The organism is Verrucomicrobium sp. BvORR034 (genome assembly GCF_000739635.1).
GTDB lineage: Bacteria > Verrucomicrobiota > Verrucomicrobiia > Verrucomicrobiales > Verrucomicrobiaceae > Verrucomicrobium.
Genome location: NZ_BATQ01000183.1, coordinates 1 through 21430, shown reverse-complemented (window position 1 = coordinate 21430; position 21430 = coordinate 1). Strand labels below are relative to the sequence as shown.

The following is a 21430-nucleotide window of genomic DNA, read 5'->3' as shown; positions in this document are numbered from 1 at the left end:
CTCCGAAGTGAGTTCTACAAACCGTGATCGCATCCCTGAGGTGTCCACAGCATGCAGGAGAGTCGCCTCCGGGTGATCTGGACGGTCTGTAGAACTCCCTTGGAGTTCCCAAGCTCTCGCATCGATACCCGGGGTGGCGACCGCTTCGCGGTCTGACCCCGGGCTCTTATGTATCACGCCGTTGGCGTGGGGCTTCAGCCGCGAAACACTTGCGATTGCGGCAAAGAATTCGCACCCCCTCCCACTCAATCCAGTGACAGCAACGCCTTCTGCACCACCTCTGCCGTGAGCGCCAGATCATCAGGCCCGTGGGCCATGCTGATGAAGCCGGTCTCGAACTGAGAAGGTGCGAAGTACACGCCGTGATCCAGACAGTAGTGGAAGAACTTCCTGAAGGAGGCGAGGTCGCTCGTCTTGGCGTCGGTGAGATTGAGCACGGGCTTCTCGGTGAAGAAGAGGCAGAACATGCTGCCGGTGCGGTACCACTGGTAGTTGCGCCCCGTCTTCTTCAGAACATCGAGCACCGCGGTCTCCATTATCTGGCCGAGGTCTTCAAGACGTTCCCAACCCTTCTGCTTCTCCATTTCCCGCAACTGGGCCAGACCGGCGGCCATGGCCAGGGGATTGCCGGACAGGGTACCAGCCTGGTACACTGGACCATCGGGGGCCAGGTAGTCCATGATCTCGGCCCGACCGCCAAAAGCACCGACGGGGAGGCCGCCACCGATCACCTTGCCCAGGGCGGTGAGATCCGGCTTGAGGCCTTCTTTTTCCTGAACCCCGCCGCGAGCAACACGGAAGCCGGTCATCACTTCATCCAGGATCAGCAGCGCGCCGTGCTTCTCCGTGACCTCGCGCATCTTTTGCAGGAAGCCCGGTTGCGGAAGAATGAGCCCGGCGTTGGCAGGGTAGCTCTCCACGATGAGGGCGGCGATCTCATGACCGTACTTGTCAAAGCACTCCTCGAGGGCGGCGACGTCGTTGTACGGCAGCACGGTGGTCAGCTCTGCGAAGCTCTTGGGCACGCCGGCGCTGTCCGGGTTGCCATGGGTGAGGGCGCCGCTGCCTGCCGCGACCAGCAGGGAATCTACGTGGCCATGGTAGCAACCGTCAAACTTCACGATCCGGTCACGCTTCGTGTAGCCGCGGGCGAGACGAATGCACGACATGGTGGCCTCGGTGCCGCTGTTGGTCATGCGAACCTTCTCAACGCTGGGCACCCAATCCACGATGAGCTTGGCCATTTCGACCTCGTAGGCATTCGGGATGCCGAAGCTGACGCCGTCCTTGGCGGCGTTGTGCACCGCCTCGATGACGCACTGGGGGGCGTGACCCAGAATCGCTGGGCCCCACGTGCCCACGTAGTCAATCCGGTCCTTGCCATCCACGTCCCACACCCGGCAGCCTTTGGCCCGCTGCGCGAAGAAAGGCTCGCCGCCCACGTTGCGGAAGGCGCGGACCGGGGAGTTGACCCCGCCGGGGATGTATTGCTTCGCCATGGCAAACAACTTGGAGGAAAGCGAAGATGGAGAGTCGGACATGGGAGAATGAGTAGCGCGGGACGGCCCGGAGTCGAGCAGGAAGAGGGGACTCTCCATGGATCCGAACCTGGAGAGTTCACTATGGAAACGTGAAGCGGGATTTTCTAACGCGGAGCGGCAGGCGGCCGTCGTGAGCTGACGCCGTATGCAGGAACTTCCTGCTCAGGGCCTACCGCTCCGCGGTAGAATTTCGCTTGTTGGCATTCCATGGGTTGCGCTCGCTACGCTCGTTTCACCCATGGCTACTCATGGTGAACCCTCCGGTTCGGGATTGCTCGGAAGAGGATTTCTGTTGGGACACGCCGGATGCTCTTCAGGCCGCAATCTGGAAGACTATCGGCGTCTAGAGCAGTGATAAGCCGCGCGAAAGATCGGATACCTGAGTTCGAGGACATTTCGCCGGTAGCTGACCCCGTGTTTTGATAGGGGAAACCCCACGCCAACGGCGTGATACACAACAGCCCGGGGTCAGACCGCGAAGCGGTCGCCACCCCGGGTATCGATGGGATAGCGATGGAACTCCAAGGGAGTTCTACAAACCGTCCAGATCACTCGGAGACGACCGTCCTGCATGCAGTGAACACCTCAGGGATGCGGTCGCGGTTTGTAGAACTCACTTCGGAGTTCTGGCTCACCCGTCCGTGTACCCAGGGTGGCGGCTCGTACCTCGCCTTACCCTGGGCTGGCATGTGTGACGCCCTTGGCGTCAGAGCACTCACGTGCGACCACTGCGACATTCACTAACCTGACGCGCATGCGCATGCGGGACCAGGCGATGAGGATGTTCTAGTTGATTGGGCGCGCAAAGCGCCTGCCTGATTTCTACCCCAACCCCAAAGCCTCGACCTCCTCCTCGCCCCAGCCAAGGTAGTGGCCGAGTTCGTGTAAATAAGTGATGCGAACCTCATCACGGTAGGTGCGCTCATCCTCTTCGGTATAGAGCCAGAGGTTGTCGAGGAAGAGGCGGACGCGGGGCATTTCGGAAGGGCCAGCGGGTTCAGGGTCTAATCGGCTGAAACCTTCAAAGAGCCCAAGCAGGTCGGCCAGGGTTTCGTCGGACTCGTCCGCAGCGTCTTCATAGGAGATAAAACACTCGAGGGCGGCGTCGCGAACGGTTTCAGGAAGCTGTGCGAGGACCCGCTCAACTTCCGTCTGGGCCAGTCGCAACAGCTTGGGGTGCATGACGAGTCCGGCTGCTTGAGCTGCTAGTAGTCGCGCTTGAGCAGGTAGTCTGCCATCTGATGAAGCCAGTAACCATTGGGGCCAAACACTTCCAGAGCCTGGCGGGCCTTCTCGGTGAGTCGATGGGCTTCATCGCGTGATGCGTCCAGGCCCATGAGGGCAGGGTAGGTGGACTTCTCCGAGGCCAGGTCTTTGCCAGCGCTCTTCCCCAGCTTTTCGGTGGTCTGCGTGACATCCAGGATGTCGTCGATGATCTGGAAGGCCAGCCCTGTGGCCATGCCGAAGTCATGCAGCGCCTGCACCTGATCGAGCTGGGCATCAGCACTCATGCCGCCCAGCTTCACGCTTGAGGCCAGCAGCGCGGCGGTCTTGCTTTCATGAATGTAGCGCAGGTCTTCCAGCGGCAGCTTCCTGCCTTCACCCTCAAGGTCTGCTACCTGTCCGCCCACGAGATGCAGGCTGCCGGCGGTGCGGGCCAGTTCGAGGACCATGGCTGCGGGAGAGTGGCGATGGGTCACGGGTGTCTGTGCCACCAGTTCAAACGAGAGTGCCTGCAATGCGTCTCCAGCCAGGAGGGCCATGGCCTCGCCATAGACCTTGTGACAGGTGGGCACACCGCGACGCATGTCATCATCATCCATGCAGGGCAGGTCATCATGAATGAGCGAGTAGGTGTGCAGACACTCGACGGCGCATGCGGCATACAGGGCATTTTCCAGAGAGCCGCCACAGGCTTCAGCAGCCGCGAGACAGAGAATGGGGCGGAGCCGTTTCCCACCTGCAAACAGACTGTGCCGCATGGCCTTGTGAATCGTCACTGGCCGGGTCTCTGCCGCTGGCACAAAACGATCCAGCGCCGCATCCACAAAGGCGACACGTTGAGTGAGGTAAGACTTGAGATCGGCAGACATGGCAGGAGGGAGGGAGCGATGCCTTCGCGGCATCAGCACCTTTCCTTGGAACATTCCTGCCGGAATCTCAAGCGGCAGTTCGATGCAGATACGCCTCGGCAGGCATTTTTACAATTGGCCCAGCTCCCGGTAACGGCGCGATATCTCCACGTATTTCGCGGCAAGCCGGGCATTCCCCGCCTGCTCCTCCTGGCTCAGAGCTCGTACCACCCGCGCGGGTGAACCCACGACAAGCGAGCCCTCGGGCACGACCGTGTGTTTGGTAACCAGGGCACCCGCCGCGATGATGCAGCGCGGACCGATGACGGCACCATCCATGATGATGGCCCCCATGCCGACCAGAGTCTCATCTCCAATGGTGCAGGCATGGATGATGGCCCGGTGCCCGACGCTGACGGCCTCGCCCACCCTCGCCTCAAAGTCATCCGCCACATGCACAATGGTGCCGTCCTGAATATTGGAGCGAGGTCCAATATTAATGTGATTGATATCACCACGGAGAACACAATTGTACCAAATGCTGGCCTCGGCGGAAACGGTCACTCCACCTACCACCACAGCCCCTGCGGCGATGAACGCAGTGACGTCAATTCGGGGTGATTCTTGCGGCAATAAAAAGCGTTTCATGCCTGAAAAAATAAGGGCTGGAGACGAAATGGGGTTGACGCTTTCCGTGAATTTATCCATAAACAAACGCGAAGCCTCGCACTTATCCAGCAGAGAGTCCTTCCAGCAACCCAAACATATCCCGCAGACCATGAATAAAGCTGAACTTATTGAAGCCGTGCAAAAGAATCTCGGCGGAGACACTTCCAAACGCGCCGCTTCGGACGCCGTGGAAGCCGTGCTCGCTTCGATTTCCAAGGGCGTGGCAAAGACCGGTACGGTCCAGCTTATCGGCTTCGGTACCTTCAAGGTGGCCAAGCGTGCCGCCCGCACCGGCCGCAACCCGAAGACGGGTGAAGCCATGAAGATCAAAGCCTCCAAGACGGTTCGCTTCGTCCCCTCCTCCGCCCTCAAAGGCGCGCTCTAAGCGACCCGCTGAAGACGTCTTTCTTGAGACGCATTCAGTCACTCTCCCTCAGACAAAAGCCCGCGGCTCTCGCAGCCGCGGGCTCTTTTTTTCCAAGGGATGGAAGTTGATGTTGAGAGTCAACGGCTGGCCAGCAGCAAGCCTGCCGCTTTGTGGCGAGTTTCCTCCCACTCGCGCAGCGGATCTGAGTCGGCCACGATGCCGGCCCCAGTGTTGAACTGTGCATGGTTCCCTTCACGCCAGGCCGTGCGGATGGCGATGCTGAAGTGGCTTTCACCATTGAAGCCAAAGCAGCCGATGGCACCGGTGTAGAGGCCGCGTGGATGCGGCTCAAGTTCGTGAATGATCTCCAGGGCGCGTTTCTTTGGCGCACCGCTGATGGAGCCGCCGGGAAAGCAGGCCAGAAATGCATCGAGATGATCCACATCAGGTCGCAACGTGCCTTCGACAGTGGAGACGAGATGATGCACTTGCGCATGGCGTTCATGCTTCAAAAGCTCCGTCACGCGCACGCTGCCGTATTCACAGACCTGTCCCAAATCGTTGCGTTCCAGATCTGTGATCATCACGAGTTCGGCGCGCTCTTTGGGAGAGTTGAGCAGCTCTCCTGCAAGGAACTGGTCTTCGATCGCTTCGCTGGCGCGTGGTCGCGTCCCCTTGATGGGGCGCGTCACGATGTGATTGCCGCTGATCTTGAGAAAGCACTCGGGCGATGCGCTGAACACCTGGGTGCCTGCAAGGTTCAGGTAAGCACTATAGGGGGCAGGTGAGGCCTTGCGCAGGCGCTCATAGAAGCACCATGGATCCATGCCCTCCGGCCAGGTGGCGGACCAGGGATAGGAGAGGTTCACCTGGTAGATATCACCCGCGGTGATGTACTCCTGGACCCGACGAACGCGGTTGCAGAAGTTCTCCTGCGTCATGCAGGGTGTGAACTCAGGAAGGGCCGTCTCCACTGGCATCGGCGCAGTGGCTTTAAGCGTGCCGGGCCTTCCATCATTGGAGCCGTCCCCGGTCTTGAGCCATGACTGGGTTCCGTGTTGATACACATGGCATCGGGCAAAACGGCCCAATGTATATTGCCCATCAAACCCGATCCATCCGTAGAGACCACCTGCAGGAGCACCGAGATCCGCCACATGGCGAGGACGGTGTTGCTGCATGATCTCGCGAAGCTTGGGGGCATCTTCATAGAGATTGCCGGTCAGCACTTCTTCGGGGGCTTCCGCGACGATGGAGAAGGAACTGCTGGTGGCGATGGCGCTATCGAGAAACACCAGGTCGCCTGCAGCCTGCTTCGCACGCGCAAGTTCCAGCGGCGAAGGCGGCTGGAGCAAAGGGGGGTGCGGGGCATGTCCAACGGATGTCACAGCCTTGGCAAGGTGCACTGGAAGTGCCGGGACAGCAAGCGGGACGGCGAGAGGCGGGACGATTGAACGACGCGCTCGGACAAACCAACAAAAACCCCGCAGGACCAGAAGGCCGCTGCGGGGTAAAAGAGTCTGCCAGGGTGTCGGTTACAGGCACTCAGCGATCTGCACCGCATTGAGAGCGGCTCCTTTGAGGAGTTGGTCACCGGCGATCCAGAAGGCGAGGCCGTTGTCGAGGGCGCAATCGAGACGAAGACGGCCCACCGCGCAGTTGTCCTTGCCAGCCACGTCGAGAGCCAGCGGATACTGCTTGAGAGTGGGATCATCCACGACATCGAGTCCCGGGGCCTTGGCGAGCACGGCGCGAGCCTCTGCAACGGTGACAGGTCTCTCAAATTCAGCGCTCACGGCCACGCTGTGAGCCCGGAAGACGGGCACCCGCACGCAGGTGACGCTGGCGCGGAAGCCGGGGTGGTGCATGATCTTGCGCCCCTCGTTCTCCATTTTCATCTCCTCCTTGGTGTAGCCAGAGTCGAGGAAGCTGTCCACGTGAGGCAGGGCGTTGAAGGCGATCTGGTGGGGATAGACCTTCACTTTGTCCGCAGCCAGGCGCACATCGTCCCACTTGCGGTCGGCAGAGGCCCAGTCGCGGATCTGTGCTTCCAGTTCCTCAATGGCCTGGGCTCCAGTGCCGGAGACGGCCTGGTAGCTGCTGGCGAACACGCGCTTCACACCAAAGGCCTGGTGCAGCGGGTACAGCGCCATCAGGGTGATGGCGGTCGTGCAGTTCGGATTGGCGGCGATGCCTTTGGGGAGGTTCTTGAGATCCGCAGCATTGATTTCCGGCACCACGAGCGGCACCTCGTCATCCATGCGGAAGGCGGAGGAGTTGTCCACCACGATGGCACCCGCCTTGGTCGCGTGAGGAGCGAACTCCTTGCTGATGCCGCCGCCGGCGCTGAAGAGGGCGATGTCCACACCAGCGAAGGCGTCAGGCGTCAGTTCCTTCACTGTCACGTCCTCACCCTTGAATTTCATGGTCTTCCCGGCGCTTCTGGCGCTGGCAAGAAGGGTAAGCTGGCCGACGGGGAAGTTGCGCTGTTCGAGGCAGCGCAACATTTCCACTCCCACCGCTCCGGTGGCGCCGACGACCGCGACATGTTTGGTGTTGCTCATGGTGTTTGCTTTGTAGAAAAGGGCGGGCAGATTAAACCGACGCCCGCAAAATGCAACTTTCGCACCCACGCCTCGAAGTCTCCGTCGCCACGCAAACCCTTTCCTTATGGGATGGTACGCGCCAGGTGAAGATTTGGCCATGCAGCACCTCGAAGTTCGGCATCGGGTTTGAAGAAGGCTCGAATCGCACGCCGCTGGGGGCCTTCCGTGTGGCGGAGAAGCACGGGGCGGATAGCCCGTTGCACACCGTCTTCAAAAGTCGCAAGGCCGTGGGTGAATGGACGCCCGGGGAGAAGACGGACGCGGACCTGATCCTGGCCCGCATCCTGTGGCTGGAGGGCGCGGAGGTGCGCAACGCGAACACGAAGGACCGCTACGTGTACATCCACGGCACCAACCAGGAGGAACTGATCGGCCAGCGGGGCAGCCACGGCTGCGTGCGCATGCGCAATCTGGACGTGGTGGAGCTCTACGACCTGGTGGAGCTGGGCACGCCCGTTTACATCGGCGAATAGCGGCGCCGACGCCGCAGCAGGAGACTGAGGCATCCTGCCAGGAGCAGGAGCATGCGGGACGGCTCGGGGGCCACGCGGATGATGCCGTCGTCCTTGAAGGTGCTGTAGTCCCAGTGGAGGCCGGAGCCGATGCTGAACTCAGGGAGGTCCAGCGAGGTTTCAAGAGAAGGGTCGAAGAGTCCCCAGATGGCGGAGTCCGGCGCCCAGTCCAAGAGATCGAACGACTGACCCCAGCCTGCTTCGAAGCCGTTCACCCACACCACCTCGAACCGGGTGTTGGCACCAACGTCAAGATCGCCGGTAATGGTGATCCGGTCGAACTGGCCCGCTCCAGCCCCGCCCAGGCCGAAGATGGCGCGGGTGGTCGCGCTGGCGTTGGAGCTGAAGGAGAGGTCTCCATCAAAGGTGAGGTTTCCCGTGAGATCCCCTGCATTGGCAATCGCGCTCAAACCCTGGGTGGTGGAGTCGCCAGCTTTGATGAGAGAGGTGCCGCTCAAGCCAAAGTTGCCGAGGAAGGTGCCGGAGCCGGAGAAGACCTGCCTGTTGCTGGTGTAGCCACCGTTCCCGCTGAGCGCGGTCGTTTTGAGGGTGGCGCCGCTGTTCACCTGAAGCCACGGACTGTCAGCGATGGAGGCGGAGGCTCCCAGGGAGTAAGTGCCCGCCGAGACAGTGGTTTTCCCGGTGTAGGTGTTCTGTGCTTCCACGACCAGTTCACCCACGCCAGTTTTATTGATGCCTCCTGCTCCGCTGATGACGTTTTGCAGGGTGAGCACCTTGCCGACGATGTCCATGATGGCCATGCCTGTTTGCAGGCTCACCGTTCCGGAGTAGATGCTGTTGGTCGCTCCGCCGCCTGTTCCGCCGCGATTGCGCAGGGTGGCGTTGTTTTCAAGAACCAGGGCGTCTTTGTAGTTGTTGTCTCCCGGAACCTGACCGCCGCCGCCGGAGCCGTTCTGGTCCAGGGAGAGGACCGCATTGCCTCGAACAGTGGTTTTGCCAGCCGTGGTGCCCATGCCAGCCGCCTTGCGCAGGTAGAATTCTCCCGCAGCGACGTCGATGTCGCCGGTGAAGGCGCTGTTGTCGCCCGAGGTGGAGATGAATCCCGCCGTTACATTGATGGTGAGTGTGCCGGACCCGGTGATGTTGCCATTGAGCCGCCATGCCACCGCGGAGCTGTAGAGGGTGCCGCCATTGGCAGTGATGTGGATGCCTCGCTCGATGGGGGTGCCGCCGCCGGTGTAGTCAAAGCCCCCGCCGTCCAGGATGAAGTTCGCGGGATCATTGGTGGCGGTGCCCAGTCGCGCCGCGCCGCCTGCGCGCAAGATGCCAGCTTTTACCGTGATGGGTCCGCTGAACGTGTTGGCGGCGGAGCCAGAGAGATTGAGAACCCCTGCACCAGTCTTGATCAGCCCTGCCGCCCCTGTTCCTCGATTGGCGATGATGCCCGCGTAGGTGAGGGAGCCGGGTTGCACCTCGATGGTAGCTGTGCCCGCGCCAGTGGCGGCGCCGATGGCGATGCCTCGGTTGGTGCTCAGCGGCAGGTCGGTGGTGGGTGTGGTGGGCGGTGTCACCCGCAGAGTGGCACCATCATTGATCACCAGGCTGGCGGGTGTGGCGGTCGTGGGGGCTGCGCCGAGGTTGCCATCGGAGGCGATGCTCAACGTACCAGCCTCAATCACGGTGGCTCCGGTGTAGGTGTTGGCTCCGTGGAGTTGAAGGATGCCACTGCCGCGTTTGGTGAAGCCTCCATCGATGGCGGCGGCACCGGCATGCACGAGCTTGGCAGCCGCCAGGATGTTGCGGCCGTTGGTGTCGATGATGGCCCCGCCTTCTTTCACGTTGTAGGTGATGGCGGCGGTGTTGGCGAGGAAGGCGAAGTTGGCGTCGGAGGCGTCTGTGGGTGTTTCGGTGACGCGCAATACGCCCCCGTTGAAGTTGAACTCCGTGACTTTACCCACGTCAGGGGTGCCAGAGCGCAGCACCCGCCGGACGGTGACGGTGCCGCCATCGAGGTTAAAGATGGCTGAGCTGGCTCCGGTATTTTCAAACACCATGCCGGTGGTAGCGGAGGCATTGCCGTTGAGCTGGCCTCCGGTGATGGTCACGACCACGTCGCCTGCGTTGCTAGTCCGGTTCCCCAAGATGAAATTGCGGCTTCCGGAGGCGTTGGCACCGGCATTAACGATGCCACCGCTGATCAGCAGAGTCCCGGATCCCGAGGCGCCATTGCCAGAGGCGGTGGTCCCGACGATGAAGGTCTCGCCCGAAGTCAAGATGCCACCTGTCTTGACCTCGACGGTGGTGCCTCCGTTGATGTTGAGGAAACTGGTGCCAGTGGTACTCAAAGTCGCGCCGTTGTCGATGACCAGCTTGCCACCGCCGTCCACGTGGATCGATCTGCCCTGCTCGCTGCACGGTGAGATTCTGCCCGAAGGTAACGGTCGCCGCGGGATCGATGGTGATGTTGCCGCCCAGGTTAAGAACTCGAACACTGGTGTCGCCTTGGAGCAGATAACCATTGGCCTTGCTCTGGAAAACAAGTGCGGTCGCGTCGATCGCGGATCGCAAGGTCACGGTACCTCCCAACCCGGCATCTGTGTCAGTAGGTGAGCCGAAGATGGCCGTATTCACGGTCCAGGGCTTCAAGGTGCTGTTGAACCAGTATGATGACGTAGTGTCCCAGTCTGCTGATCCTCCCGTGCCACTGCTGCCTCGCCAATAGTAGTTCGCCGCGTTCGCCGGGAAAGTCGTGAGCAGGGAAGCCATTCCCAACAGCAGCATTCTCCATCGGCGGGCTGCCGGGGTGCGGGAGGACTGGAACGAGGGGAGGATGGAGAAGGGCATGATGACAGGAGTCGCCTGTGTGAGGCAAGCGGTTGAGAATGAGCGTGCTGGAGGGGTTCCTTCCGGTAGAGGGAGTCAGGCCGGAAGGACGCCGCTTCTCTTGAGGCAAAATCGCGGGGGGTTTTGGACACGATTTCTCCCAATCCCTTGCGATTGTTTTGATCACGCTTGCGCCGGATCCCGGAGTTCGTGCTGCGAGCCACCTAGAAAAAAATGAAAGGCGCGTCCAGCGGCTTCGTTTTCACGCGCCAGCCAGTGGCGACATTGGTGACCCCCTTTGAATGCTGCGGCGCACGACGCAGTCCAAACGACTTGACTCCAGAGCGATGAAATCAGTGAGAAAGCAATACCTGACGACAGGCTTGCGCGCGGTGACCACCGCAGCGGCCGTGATGGTGATGTCACTTCCCGGCAGAGCGCCAGGCGCGGATGAGGAAATGACTCCCAAGGCGAACCCGGCGGTCAATCCGACCGCTGCACCCATCGCGAAGCCCAAGGTCAAAGCGGTGGCGAAAAACGCCAAACGGGCGGATCGCAATGCGCAGGTTACCTTTTTGGAGACACCGCCAGCCAAGGAGCCCCTCTACACTGGCAAGGTGGAGGTTCAGCAGGCGGCGGCGAAGATTGATGAACTGGTGGCCACCAAGCTGGCGGCGGAAAAGATTCAGCCCAACGCTCCTGTCTCTGATGAGATCTTTGTGCGCCGCATCTATCTGGATGTGATTGGCCGCATCCCCACCAAGGCGGAAGCCGTGGCCTTCCTGGAATCAAAGGATGCCACCAAGCGGCAGAAGCTCATTGACCAGCTTCTTAACAGTGATGGGTATGTGCAGCATGCCTTTAACTTCTGGGCGGATGTGCTGCGGGTGAAGAACGGCATCGCTCCCGGTGGCCAGGGCCGCGAGGCCGGGGCGGCGTACATTCAGTGGCTCAAGGAGTCATTGAGAGACAACAAGCCCTATGACCGGATGGTGCGGGAGCTTCTGACTGCAGATGGTGCCACCTATGAAGACGGGGCCATGGGCTTTTACATGCGAGATCTGGGCATGCCGCTGGACAACATGGCAGTGACGACCCAGGTCTTCCTGGGCACCCAGATGGTGTGCGCCCAGTGCCACAACCACCCCTTCGACAAGTGGAGCCAGATGGACTACTACCAGATGGCCGCCCACAGCAACGGCATGGCAGGCTCCAACAACCTGGCCAATGCGGCGGACGTGAACCGCTTCATGACCCAGCAGGGGCTGGTGGGTGAAGATCGCCGGACGATGAACAAGGCCTTCAGCGAGATCCTGTTCCGGCTCCGCTTCAACCATGTGTACTCGCTGGATCGATCGCTCAAGCTGCCGGGGGACTATCAGTACAAAGATGCCAAGCCGGGCGCGAACATCGAACCGATGATCCCGGTTTCCTTCTCCAAGGACGGCAAGATCGTCAAAGAGGGTGAGGCCCCCATCCTGGCCTACTCCCAGTGGATGACCTCGCGGGAGAATCCCCGCTTCACCCTGGTTGTAGCGAACCGGCTTTGGAAGAAAGTCATGGGCATGGGGGTGATCGACCCCGTGGATGAGATCACGGACTCCACCGTGCCAAGCAATCCGGCCCTCATGGAGTTCCTTGAAACTACCATGAAGCAGGTGAACTTCGACATGAAGGCGTATATGCGCATCCTGTTGAACTCCCAGACCTACCAACGTGAGGCTTACACTGCCGATGTGGAGTTGGGGGCGCAATATCATTTCCCCGGGCCCCTGTTGCGCCGCATGACGGCGGAACAGATTTGGGATTCGATCGTGGCCCTGGCCAAGGACAATCCGGATGAGGCCAGCCATGGCACCTACATGGACACGCAGCAACTCCTGACCAAGGTGGAGTGGATGGATCGCACCATTCTGGCCCAGACACCGGCAGAGCTGGTGGAAGGGGCGCGGAAGATCGCGGCCTATGGCAAGGATCTTAATGAGGACATCCAGGCCAAGACGGCTGCTCTCAAGGCGGGCACTCTGAGTGAAGCGGAAGTGCGCGAAACCAAAAAGGCGGCCAAGACCCAGCGGCAGAAGATCTACGCAAAGTCCGACGAAATCGTCTTCAATGCGGGCTTCCAGAAGCTGGCAGAGCAGATTGCCAAAGAGCCTGGTGTGGTGGCGAAGCAGACGGATCCAGAGTTCGTGGCCCAGATTGCGGCAGCAGTGAAGCACTTTGGCAAGATCCCGACCATGGATGAGGCCATGGACTTCGTCCTGGACCAGCAGCGCAAGGACTACGCCAGCTGGCAGACGGTCATGCGCGACCGCGAGATGCAGGAGTGGGGTGTGGACACCAAGGAGAAAAAGGAGAACTACCGCAAGTTTGCCGAGTATCGGGATCGCAACCTGGTGCGGGCAGCAGATCTGCGCAATCCGGCTCCCAACGGGCACTTCCTCAGATTGTATGGTCAGAGTGACCGGGAACTGGTGGAGAACAGCAACCGCGATGCCTCCGTGATGCAGGCGTTGACCATGATGAACGGCACGCTGTTCCGCAACCTGCTCAGCCCCTTTGCCACGCTCACGCGTGAAGTCCGGAAGGATGGCAAAGACGTGAACGCGGCGATCGACACCATCTACCTCAGCACGCTGAGCCGCCGTGCGACCGAGGAGGAGAAGGCGGTGCTGCGCCCCATGGTGGAGCAGAACCCGCTGGAAGGCCGGGGGGACATCCTCTGGACCGTGCTCAACACCCGCCAGTTTCTCTTCATCCAGTAACCATCTCTTTCAGCACTCATTTCCATGAACCCGCTCTTCCAGTCCGTGGACCAGCCCACCCGCCGCCAGTTTGTGAGCGGCGCGGCCAAGACCTTCCTTGGAGTGTCTCTTCTGAACCAGCTCCAGGGCCGCGGCCTTGCCGCCGCCGGGCTGGGTACCTCGCCTCTCAAGCAGGTGGCGACGGCGCGCAACGTGATCTACCTCTACATGACCGGCGGCATGAGCCACCTGGACACATTTGACCCCCGCCCGGAGAACAAGGAGGTGAGCGGGGAGACGGAGGCCATCAAGACGACGGCGGACGGCATTCGCATCAGCTCCAACCTGCCCCTCATGGCCCGCCAGATGGACAAGGTGGCGCTAGTTAATTCCATGAACTCCACGCAGGGGGCGCATGAGCAGGGGCAGTACTACATGCACACCAGCTACACGCTGCGCAGCTCCATCCGCCACCCCGCCATGGGCGCGTGGTTGCAGAAGTTCCAGGAGCGTGGCAATCCCAGCCTGCCTGGCAGCGTCATGATCGGCAACGACAGCCGCCACCCTGGGGCTGGGTTCTTTGAGGCCAAGTACAGCCCGCTCATGGTCAATGACCCGGATGACGGTGTTTCCAACAGCAAGATCAACGCCTGGTTTGCCGGCAGTGAGGACCGCTTTGGCAGCCGCCTGGGCGCGGCCCGCCAGCTCGACACCACCTTTGCGCAGAAGTACAACGTCAAGAACGTGCGTGCTTACGCGGACATGTATGATGATGCCGTGCGCATGATGAAGAGCGAGGAGCTCAAGGCCTTTGACCTGAGTCAGGAGAACGATGAGTTGCGCGACCGTTATGGGCGCGAATCCTCCTTCGGCCAGGGTTGTCTGCTGGCCCGCCGCCTCGTGGAGCACGGGGTGCGGTTCGTGGAAGTAAGCTTTGGTAGCTGGGACACCCACAATGCCAACTTCATCCGCGTGCCGGAGCTTTGTGAAGAACTGGATGCGGCGCTGAGCACTCTCCTTCAGGACCTGGAAGCCCGCGGGCTGCTGAGTGAGACCCTGGTGGTGCTGGCGACGGAGTTTGGCCGCACGCCGGAGATCAACCAGAACGACGGCCGCGACCACCATCCCAAGGCCTTCACCTGTCTGTTCGCCGGCGGGGGCATTCGTGGCGGCCAGGCCTACGGGAAGAAGGATGAGAAGGGCTTCGAGGTGGTGGAGAACAAAACGGACATCCCCGCCTTCAACGCCACCATCGCCTACGCGTTGGGCATCCCACTGGACCAGGTGTTGTATTCACCCAGCAAGCGGCCGTTTACCGTGGCGGACAAAGGGCAGCCGCTCACGCAGTTGTTTGGTTGAACCGGGGTGGTGGGAGATGTAGACGGTTGAGATTGCCGGATTACCCCGAAGCGTGGCTTCGGGTGTAGTCCGGATGGGGCATGCTTTCTGACTTCCGCCCAGAAAGCCCAGCGTCTGTCGAAGCTAGGTGACATCGGTGAGAAGGCGAAACTTACAGACGCTTCAGCGAGTGCCTGCCAAGGAACCTGGGGGACTGACATGGAGGTGGTGATGGCGGTGGGGAGAAAGCGGATGCTGCCGGCCTTCCCACCTGATCATCTCCTGCGGCGGTCCCCAAGGTTGACTCGCTTAGGGCTCGTCCAACCTTGGGCTGTGCTACAGATCCCATACTGGGATCAACTTCGGTCTGAGGCGGGCACTTCCAGGTGGTCAGCAAGGAACCGACCTGCACACGGGTGTTTTTGGGGAGCGCAGGCGGCTCGCCTGCCACAAGGGCGGCCCCGCCCGCGTAGCACATCGTTATCCGGTGGAGGCCCTCTTTTTGTTCCAGCCACCTCACCTGCCCGGCGGGCCGCCGGGCAGGCGAGCCGCCTGCGCTCCCCTTCGCGAATCCGTTGCTAAGGGGGAATGGTGATGGTCTGACTGCCTTTCGCACCGCGAGGGAAGCCAGTTTGAAACACCCCCATCACGCCCTGTCGGGCTGGATCACCTTCAGGGAAGTGGGCTCATCGAACTCCACCCCGGCATAAACATCTGCCAGATGAAGTGTGACGTCGATGCAGGGCAGGGCTATCGAGGATTGCAGACCCGTGGCTTCGGTGAGCCGCCATGATCCATCTGCCTGGCGCTCGAAGAGCTCAATGTGCGCCTTGTCCTGCGAAAGGAGGGCGTAACCCTGGAGAGAGGGAATGCGCCGGTAGTGCTCCGCCTTCGTGCCGCGGTCATAACCTTCCGTCGATTCGGAAAGGACTTCGAAAAGCATGGTGGGATTCGTCGCGGTGTCTCGCTGGGAATCCTCGGCGTCGTATTCCTTGGGGCCACAAAAGACACTGACGTCCGGATACGTGCGCAGTCCCGTGGCTTCCACCTTGATGCGTTGGTCGCTGTTGATGGGGGAGCAACGCTTGCCCTTCAGGGCAGCATGCAATTCCCCCAGCAAGTTGGTCCCCACCATGGCGTGCCGGGTGGTCGTGCCAGACATGGCAAAGATCTCTCCCTGATAGTACTCGCTCTTGTACTCGGCGAGACGCTCAAGCACATAGTACTCCTCGGGAGTGTAGGACTTCACGGGCTTGGGAAGGGCCATGGACGAATGTGGCCCCGATTGGGGGAGACTCAAAAGAACTTTTTGCGTCCCTTTGCCGCTGAATTCATGGCGATTTCACCCTCGCTTCACACATCTTTCAACGCAGCGAAGCATGCTGGGGGTGCCGTACGATTTTTGATTCACGAGTGTCTCGGGGTCACGAATCGGGCGTGACCCGATAAAATCAGATGCTCTCCGCCCACATTGTGCCTTGGTCTGCCCCGGAATCTGTCTGCTCCACCCTTCCCGCCATGGCCACCCGTCCACGCATCCTTGTTGTCGAAGACGAACCTTCGATCGCCGACACCCTGCAATACTCGCTGGAGTCTGAAGGATTCGCCGTGCAGATCTCCGGCACGGGAGCCTCGGCGCTGGAAACCCTGGGCCAGGAGGAATTTGCGCTGGTGGTGCTGGACATCGGCCTGCCGGACATGACCGGCTTTGAGGTCTGTCGGCAACTCCGGACCTCCAAGAACGTGCCGGTGATCTTTCTGACGGCCCGTTCCTCTGAGGTGGACCGCGTGGTCGGACTGGAGATTGGGGGTGATGACTATCTGTGCAAACCGTTCAGCCCGCGGGAGCTTACGGCTCGGGTGCGGGCCGTGCTGCGGAGGACCCAACCCCAGGCCACTCCCGCTGCCCCGGGCCCGATCCAGCCCCAAGTCGCGCCCCAGCCCCAGGCGGGAGCAGGCGTGGTGACCACTCCTGTGGTGGTGGACGAGACGCGCTGCCAGATTCGCTACTTCGGTGAAGTGTTGCCGCTCTCCCGCTACGAGTACCGACTTCTGCAAACGCTGGCCCGCCACCCCGGCCGGGTTTTCAGCCGCAGCCAGCTCATGGAGCACGCCTCAGACGAGCCCGATGCCGCCATGGAGCGCACGGTGGACGCGCACGTGAAGTCTCTTCGGGCGAAAATGAAGCTCATTCGGGACGAGGCAGAAGCCATTGTGACCCACCGCGGGATGGGCTACTCCCTCACCGAAGCGTGGGGTTGAGAGTCGCCAGCGAGCCGGCTTTGCCGATTCTGGAATCTGTATTTTGAGTATTGAGCTTTGAAGTTCTCCTTCTCCATGTCCCTCACGTCGAAGCTGTTGTTCGGCTTCGCCCTCATCTCAGCCATTGGATTCTGGCTGATGATGGATCAGGTGCTGGAACGGGTGGAACGCCAGTATCTGGAGGCTGCGGAGGAGCCCATGGTGGATATCGCGCACGTGCTGGCGGAGATGCTGGCCCGGGACATGAAGGCCGACGGCACTCTGGACTCGACGCCAATGAAGGCGGCGATGGAAGGGGCGAAGAACCGCCAGTTTGAGGCGCGCATCTATTCTTTCCTCAAGACGCGGGTGGACATGGATGTGTACGCGACCGATGCGAGAGGGGTGGTGCTGTTTGACTCCCTGCACCCGGAGACCGTGGGGGAGAAGCGGGCCAAGCGGGACGTGGTTCTCACCCTTAACGGCTTTTACGGTGCCCGCTCCTCCCGGGAGGATGAGAACGACGTCAACTCCTCGGTGATGTATTCCGCCGCGCCCATCAGGGTGGACGGCAAGGTGGTGGGCGTGGTCAGTGTCGCGAAGCCGCAGCGGAGCGTGTTCAAGTTCCGCGATGAAACCCGGGCCTGGTTGAAGCGGACGATCGGGTCCCTCATCCTTTGCATGGTGATGGGCTCTTTCCTTCTGGCCCGATGGACGACCCGACCGATCCGCCGGCTGACCGACTATGCACAGGCCGTCACCGCGGGTGAGCGCCCAGCAGTGCCCGCCCTCCACGGCAGCGAGATGAAGACGCTAGGGGGGGCCTTTGAGACCATGCGGGATGTCCTGGAGAATAGGGAATACGTGGAGCACTACGTCCAGACCATGACCCACGAACTGAAGAGCCCCGTGGCAGCCATTCGCGGGGCGGCGGAGCTGTTGCAGGAGGGCACTATGCCCGAGGAGCAGCGGCGGAAGTTCCTGCGCAACATTCATGGCGAGTCCTTGCGACTCCAGGATCTGCTCGACCGGCTGCTGGCTCTGGCGGGGTTGGAGAAGAAGAAGGCGCTGGACGAGACCGCGATCGTGAATCTCAGCGCGATTTGTCGTGAAGTTTGCGAACACTTTGAGCCGATGCTGGTGCAAAACCGGCTGCGGCTCGATCACTGGATTCAGGACGATGTGGAGGTGAGGGGCGACACCTTCCTGCTCCACACCGCCTTGATCAATCTGGTGCAGAACGCCGTGGATTTTTCGCCGGAGGGAGGGCTGATCTCCATTGGCCTGAAGGTGGTGGACGAACGGGCTTGCTTCATCGTGGAGGATGACGGGCCGGGGCTTCCCGATTACGCGAAGAAGCGGGTGTTTGAGCGATTCTACTCCCTGCCCCGGCCCCAGACAGGGCGAAAGAGCAGCGGCTTGGGACTCTGTTTCGTCAAGGAGGCGGCGCTTCTGCATCGGGGAAAGGTCGAACTGGAAAACCGGGATGGGACAAGAGGAGCCAGGGCGGTATTCAGTCTGCCGGTGCGCTGAGCGGAGAGCCTGTCGGGATTCCATTTCTGCATGGGTGGAATGTTTTTCCCCATGTATTGGCGATTGAGGGAAAGCCAAAGCTGTCTAACAGTCGACGGCTGCGTCCTTTGCCCAATTTACTCCATGCCGAAATTTAAAGAAGTCCTGCTTAAACGTTACATGGACCTCGTGGCCCGCCGCGCAAGTGGCACCGCTGCGGGGGCAGCCGTGGGCGGGGAGTCGAGCAAGGAAGATTTGGAGAAGGAAGTCGCGCGGTTGCTGGGACTGCTGGAAGAGCGAAACCAGCTCATTGCCCGGCTGGAGGAAACGGATCAAAAGCGGGAGCAACTGTGGTCACAGATGCGCGAGAAGTGGGCTCTGAAGAAGAAAGAGGCCCAGCAGGTCCACCGACGCAACAATGTCTTTCGCAAGCTCCTCCGCAGGCGTCGCCATGCGATTCGTGAGCTGGCTCAGCGGCTGCGCAGCACGGAGAACGTGCTGGTAAACTTCTACACCTCGCCGCACCTCATGCCGTCGTACGATGCGACGGCCCCGCTGCCAGGCGGTATTTCCGACTCGCTCATCCGGCGGGCGCTGAGCTGGATGCCTTCGTTGGAGAGCCTCATCTGGACTCACTGGATGCGACTGGGGGTGCTCAAGCAGTTCGAGGCCCGCCCCATGCAGTTCGACACGATTCCCAAGCCCAAGCTTCCCGTAGAGCAGCTGCCCAAGATCAGCGTGGTCACCCCGTCGTACAACCAGGCGGTGTACCTGGATGAAACGATGCGGAGCCTGCTGGAGCAGAACTATCCGCATCTGGAGTACATCATCATGGATGGCGGCTCGACGGATGCCTCGGTGGAGGTGATCAAGAAGTATGAGCCCCGCCTGGCCCACTGGCAGAGCGCCCGCGACGGCGGGCAGGCGGATGCGGTGCGTCAGGGCCTGCTGAAGGCTACGGGAGACATCATGGCGTGGCTTAATTCCGACGACCTCATCCTGCCCGGCACCCTGGCCTATGTGGCGGACTATTTTGCCCGTCATCCCGAGGTGGATGTGGTGTATGGGCACCGCCTCGTCATCAATGAGCGCAGCTACGAGGTCGCTCGCTGGGTGTTGCCTGTGCATGATGCAGAGCTCCTGCTGTGGGCAGACTTTATTCCCCAGGAGACCTGCTTTTGGCGGCGCAGTATCTATGAAAAAATCGGCGGCATGGATCCCAGTTTCCAGTTCGCGCTGGACTGGGACCTCCTCCTGCGTCTGCAGAAGGCGGGTGCCAAGATGGTGCGCCTGCCGTACTTCACGGGCGCATTCCGCATGCACAGCGAGCAGAAGAATGCGGTCACGATCAATACCGACGGGTACAAGGAAATGCAGTTGCTGCGCGAGCGGGAACTGGGGAAGGAGTTCAACCGGGGCGGCCTGGCCCGCCGGGTGAACCGGGCGCAATTCAAAGCGTTGGTTTCCACATTGTTGATGCGGGTGGGCATCCGCTGGTAGCAACACTGTCGCGATGAATCTTGCTCCGCCGTTCATGCCATTGAATGCGTCCTACCTGGCCCGTATCCGGCCGGAGGACCGCTTCATCCTGGCGTTTCCCAGATCCGGGTCCCGCTGGCTCCGTCATGCGCTGACAGACATCGTCAATCAGTGGCAGGGCTTTGACCCGACCCACTACTACAGCAGCCTGCGTACCACCACTGCTGCGCCTACTCATTCAGACGAGTTCAAGGGCCTCGTGTCGCAGAAAGTCATCCCGAACGTTCACCATGTCGATGACCTGCCCGTCAGTCATTTGGAAGCTCTGTGTGGAGCGGGGGTCTATCGATCGCACCATCTGACAGAAGTGCTGCGCCGGTCCCAGGGATTGATGCTGTACATGCTGCGGCATCCGGCGGCGACGATTGCGTCTTACTATGTTTTTTGCCAGCAGGGCTCCATGCTGGCACCTGGCGTCACCATGGAAGAATTCGCGAAATGGAAGCTGCCGCTATGGGTGGACCATGTAGAAACCATGCTGGAGTACCGGCGTGCGAATCCCGCGAACTGCTTGTTTTTCCTGTATCAGGACCAGACGGCCTTGACCGCCCCTCAGGTGCGGACGGCGGCCTCCGCCTTGGGAATCCCTTTCACGACAGAAGAGGTGGAGTCTGCTCTGCAGCGGCTGCGGACCCATTTTGAGCAATTGAATTCGCAGCCTGCCTCACCGGTGCCCCGAGGTGGGAATGTGCAACTTCTGGCCCAGGTCCCGCCAGCGTTGCTGGAGGAGATTCAGACATCGACCGCGTCCCTGTGGGCTGAAGTTTCCCGAGTGGCCGTTGAGCCCTAGCTTCAGACCTCTCACCGGGGACAGGTCATTTCATTTGAATCAGGGCGCATTTGGGGCCACACAGAGGCCCCCCAATTATTGATTACCGCATGAAATCCACCGTCCTCTCTGCACTTGCCGGCCTTTTCCTGCTCGCCTCCTGCACCACGCCACCCAAGGAAAACCTGGGTGCCAACTATCTGGCTGGCCTGGGCGGCCCTGTGCCCACTGCGCCGCAGCAGCTCGGTGTGGCAGAACCAGTGTCGTACTGGGATGACGACGGCTCCCAAGGTGAGAGCTACATCGTGGTCGATCTGCGCCGTCAGGTGGCCGAGTTCTACCGGGCAGGCCACGTGATCGGTGTGGCGGCCATTTCTTCCGGCACGGAAATGCGGGCGACCCCGTCTGGCGATTACAAGATTCTGGAAAAGGACATCGACCACGTATCATCCTCCTACGGCCATGTGGAGGACTCCGCTGGCAACTCCGTGAACAACGACGCCACGCCGCGCTCGCCCGTTCCCCCTGGGTGCAAGTATGTGCCAGCTCCCATGAATTTCTTCATGCGTCTCACGTGGGACGGGGTGGGCATGCACCAGGGCTACCTCCCTGGGTATCCTGCCTCCCACGGTTGCATCCGGATGGATCGCAACGTGGTGCCCAAGTTCTATGAGAACGCCTACGTGGGCATGCCGGTGAAGGTGATCCGATAGTGACTGCCAGACGGGAGCGAGGC

17 protein-coding genes are annotated in these 21430 nt (G+C 61.0%); 9 read left to right on the top strand and 8 right to left on the bottom strand.

The window, feature by feature from the left end:
- Positions 1-245: 245 nt before the first annotated feature.
- The 4 genes from hemL to BV034_RS32790 all read right to left on the bottom strand — a co-directional run bounded on the left by hemL (position 246) and on the right by BV034_RS32790 (position 4261).
- Positions 246-1541: a glutamate-1-semialdehyde 2,1-aminomutase gene (hemL, locus tag BV034_RS32805; protein ID WP_050031154.1), complete on the bottom strand. Its 1296-nt coding sequence runs from the start codon at positions 1539-1541 to the stop codon at positions 246-248.
- A gap of 822 nt (positions 1542-2363) precedes the next feature.
- On the bottom strand, positions 2364-2723 hold the full coding sequence (locus tag BV034_RS32800) for a metallopeptidase family protein (RefSeq protein ID WP_050031153.1): 360 nt from the start codon (positions 2721-2723) through the stop codon (positions 2364-2366).
- Positions 2724-2746: 23 nt separating this feature from the next.
- The gene (locus BV034_RS32795) at positions 2747-3634 is read right to left on the bottom strand and encodes a polyprenyl synthetase family protein (protein ID WP_050031197.1); all 888 of its coding nucleotides are present in this window, start codon (positions 3632-3634) and stop codon (positions 2747-2749) included.
- Positions 3635-3742: 108 nt separating this feature from the next.
- Positions 3743-4261: a gamma carbonic anhydrase family protein gene (locus tag BV034_RS32790; RefSeq protein WP_050031152.1), complete on the bottom strand. Its 519-nt coding sequence runs from the start codon at positions 4259-4261 to the stop codon at positions 3743-3745.
- A 130-nt stretch (positions 4262-4391) separates the two neighbouring features.
- Between BV034_RS32790 and BV034_RS32785 the strand changes: the two genes are divergently transcribed.
- A complete protein-coding gene (locus BV034_RS32785; RefSeq protein WP_009965621.1) occupies positions 4392-4667 on the top strand; it encodes an HU family DNA-binding protein in 276 nt (91 codons plus the stop codon).
- A 119-nt stretch (positions 4668-4786) separates the two neighbouring features.
- Here BV034_RS32785 and BV034_RS32780 read toward each other — a convergent pair whose 3' ends face one another.
- Positions 4787-6004, bottom strand: coding sequence for a chorismate-binding protein (locus BV034_RS32780; RefSeq protein ID WP_265593738.1), 1218 nt, complete (start codon positions 6002-6004; stop codon positions 4787-4789).
- 180 nt (positions 6005-6184) lie between these two features.
- Positions 6185-7213, bottom strand: coding sequence for an aspartate-semialdehyde dehydrogenase (locus BV034_RS32775; protein WP_050031150.1), 1029 nt, complete (start codon positions 7211-7213; stop codon positions 6185-6187).
- 125 nt (positions 7214-7338) lie between these two features.
- Between BV034_RS32775 and BV034_RS32770 the strand changes: the two genes are divergently transcribed.
- On the top strand, positions 7339-7728 hold the full coding sequence (locus tag BV034_RS32770; RefSeq protein WP_050031149.1) for a L,D-transpeptidase: 390 nt from the start codon (positions 7339-7341) through the stop codon (positions 7726-7728).
- On the opposite strand, the gene BV034_RS32765 is transcribed toward BV034_RS32770, so the two are convergent.
- A complete protein-coding gene (locus BV034_RS32765) occupies positions 7713-10115 on the bottom strand; it encodes an autotransporter-associated beta strand repeat-containing protein (protein ID WP_050031148.1) in 2403 nt (800 codons plus the stop codon). The two genes, BV034_RS32770 and BV034_RS32765, sit on opposite strands and share 16 nt — an antisense overlap.
- Positions 10116-10898: 783 nt before the next feature.
- On the opposite strand from BV034_RS32765, the gene BV034_RS32755 reads away from it, so the two are divergent.
- Both BV034_RS32755 and BV034_RS32750 read left to right on the top strand, forming a co-directional pair.
- Positions 10899-13316: a DUF1549 domain-containing protein gene (locus BV034_RS32755; RefSeq protein WP_050031146.1), complete on the top strand. Its 2418-nt coding sequence runs from the start codon at positions 10899-10901 to the stop codon at positions 13314-13316.
- A 24-nt stretch (positions 13317-13340) separates the two neighbouring features.
- Positions 13341-14654, top strand: coding sequence for a DUF1501 domain-containing protein (locus BV034_RS32750; protein ID WP_050031145.1), 1314 nt, complete (start codon positions 13341-13343; stop codon positions 14652-14654).
- Positions 14655-15279: 625 nt separating this feature from the next.
- Here BV034_RS32750 and BV034_RS32745 read toward each other — a convergent pair.
- On the bottom strand, positions 15280-15900 hold the full coding sequence (locus BV034_RS32745) for a Uma2 family endonuclease (RefSeq protein WP_050031144.1): 621 nt from the start codon (positions 15898-15900) through the stop codon (positions 15280-15282).
- 251 nt (positions 15901-16151) lie between these two features.
- On the opposite strand from BV034_RS32745, the gene creB reads away from it, so the two are divergent.
- The 5 genes from creB to BV034_RS32720 all read left to right on the top strand — a co-directional run bounded on the left by creB (position 16152) and on the right by BV034_RS32720 (position 21407).
- On the top strand, positions 16152-16895 hold the full coding sequence (gene creB / locus BV034_RS32740; protein WP_050031143.1) for a two-component system response regulator CreB: 744 nt from the start codon (positions 16152-16154) through the stop codon (positions 16893-16895).
- A 75-nt stretch (positions 16896-16970) separates the two neighbouring features.
- A complete protein-coding gene (creC, locus tag BV034_RS32735) occupies positions 16971-18407 on the top strand; it encodes a two-component system sensor histidine kinase CreC (RefSeq protein ID WP_063768974.1) in 1437 nt (478 codons plus the stop codon).
- A 123-nt stretch (positions 18408-18530) separates the two neighbouring features.
- Positions 18531-19886 carry a glycosyltransferase gene (locus BV034_RS32730; protein ID WP_050031141.1) on the top strand — a complete coding sequence of 452 codons (1356 nt, stop codon included), beginning with the start codon at positions 18531-18533 and terminating at the stop codon, positions 19884-19886.
- 34 nt (positions 19887-19920) lie between these two features.
- A complete protein-coding gene (locus BV034_RS32725) occupies positions 19921-20715 on the top strand; it encodes a sulfotransferase domain-containing protein (RefSeq protein ID WP_265593736.1) in 795 nt (264 codons plus the stop codon).
- Between the two features lie 89 nt (positions 20716-20804).
- Positions 20805-21407, top strand: coding sequence for a L,D-transpeptidase family protein (locus BV034_RS32720; RefSeq protein WP_050031139.1), 603 nt, complete (start codon positions 20805-20807; stop codon positions 21405-21407).
- The last annotated feature ends 23 nt before the right edge of the window (positions 21408-21430 follow it).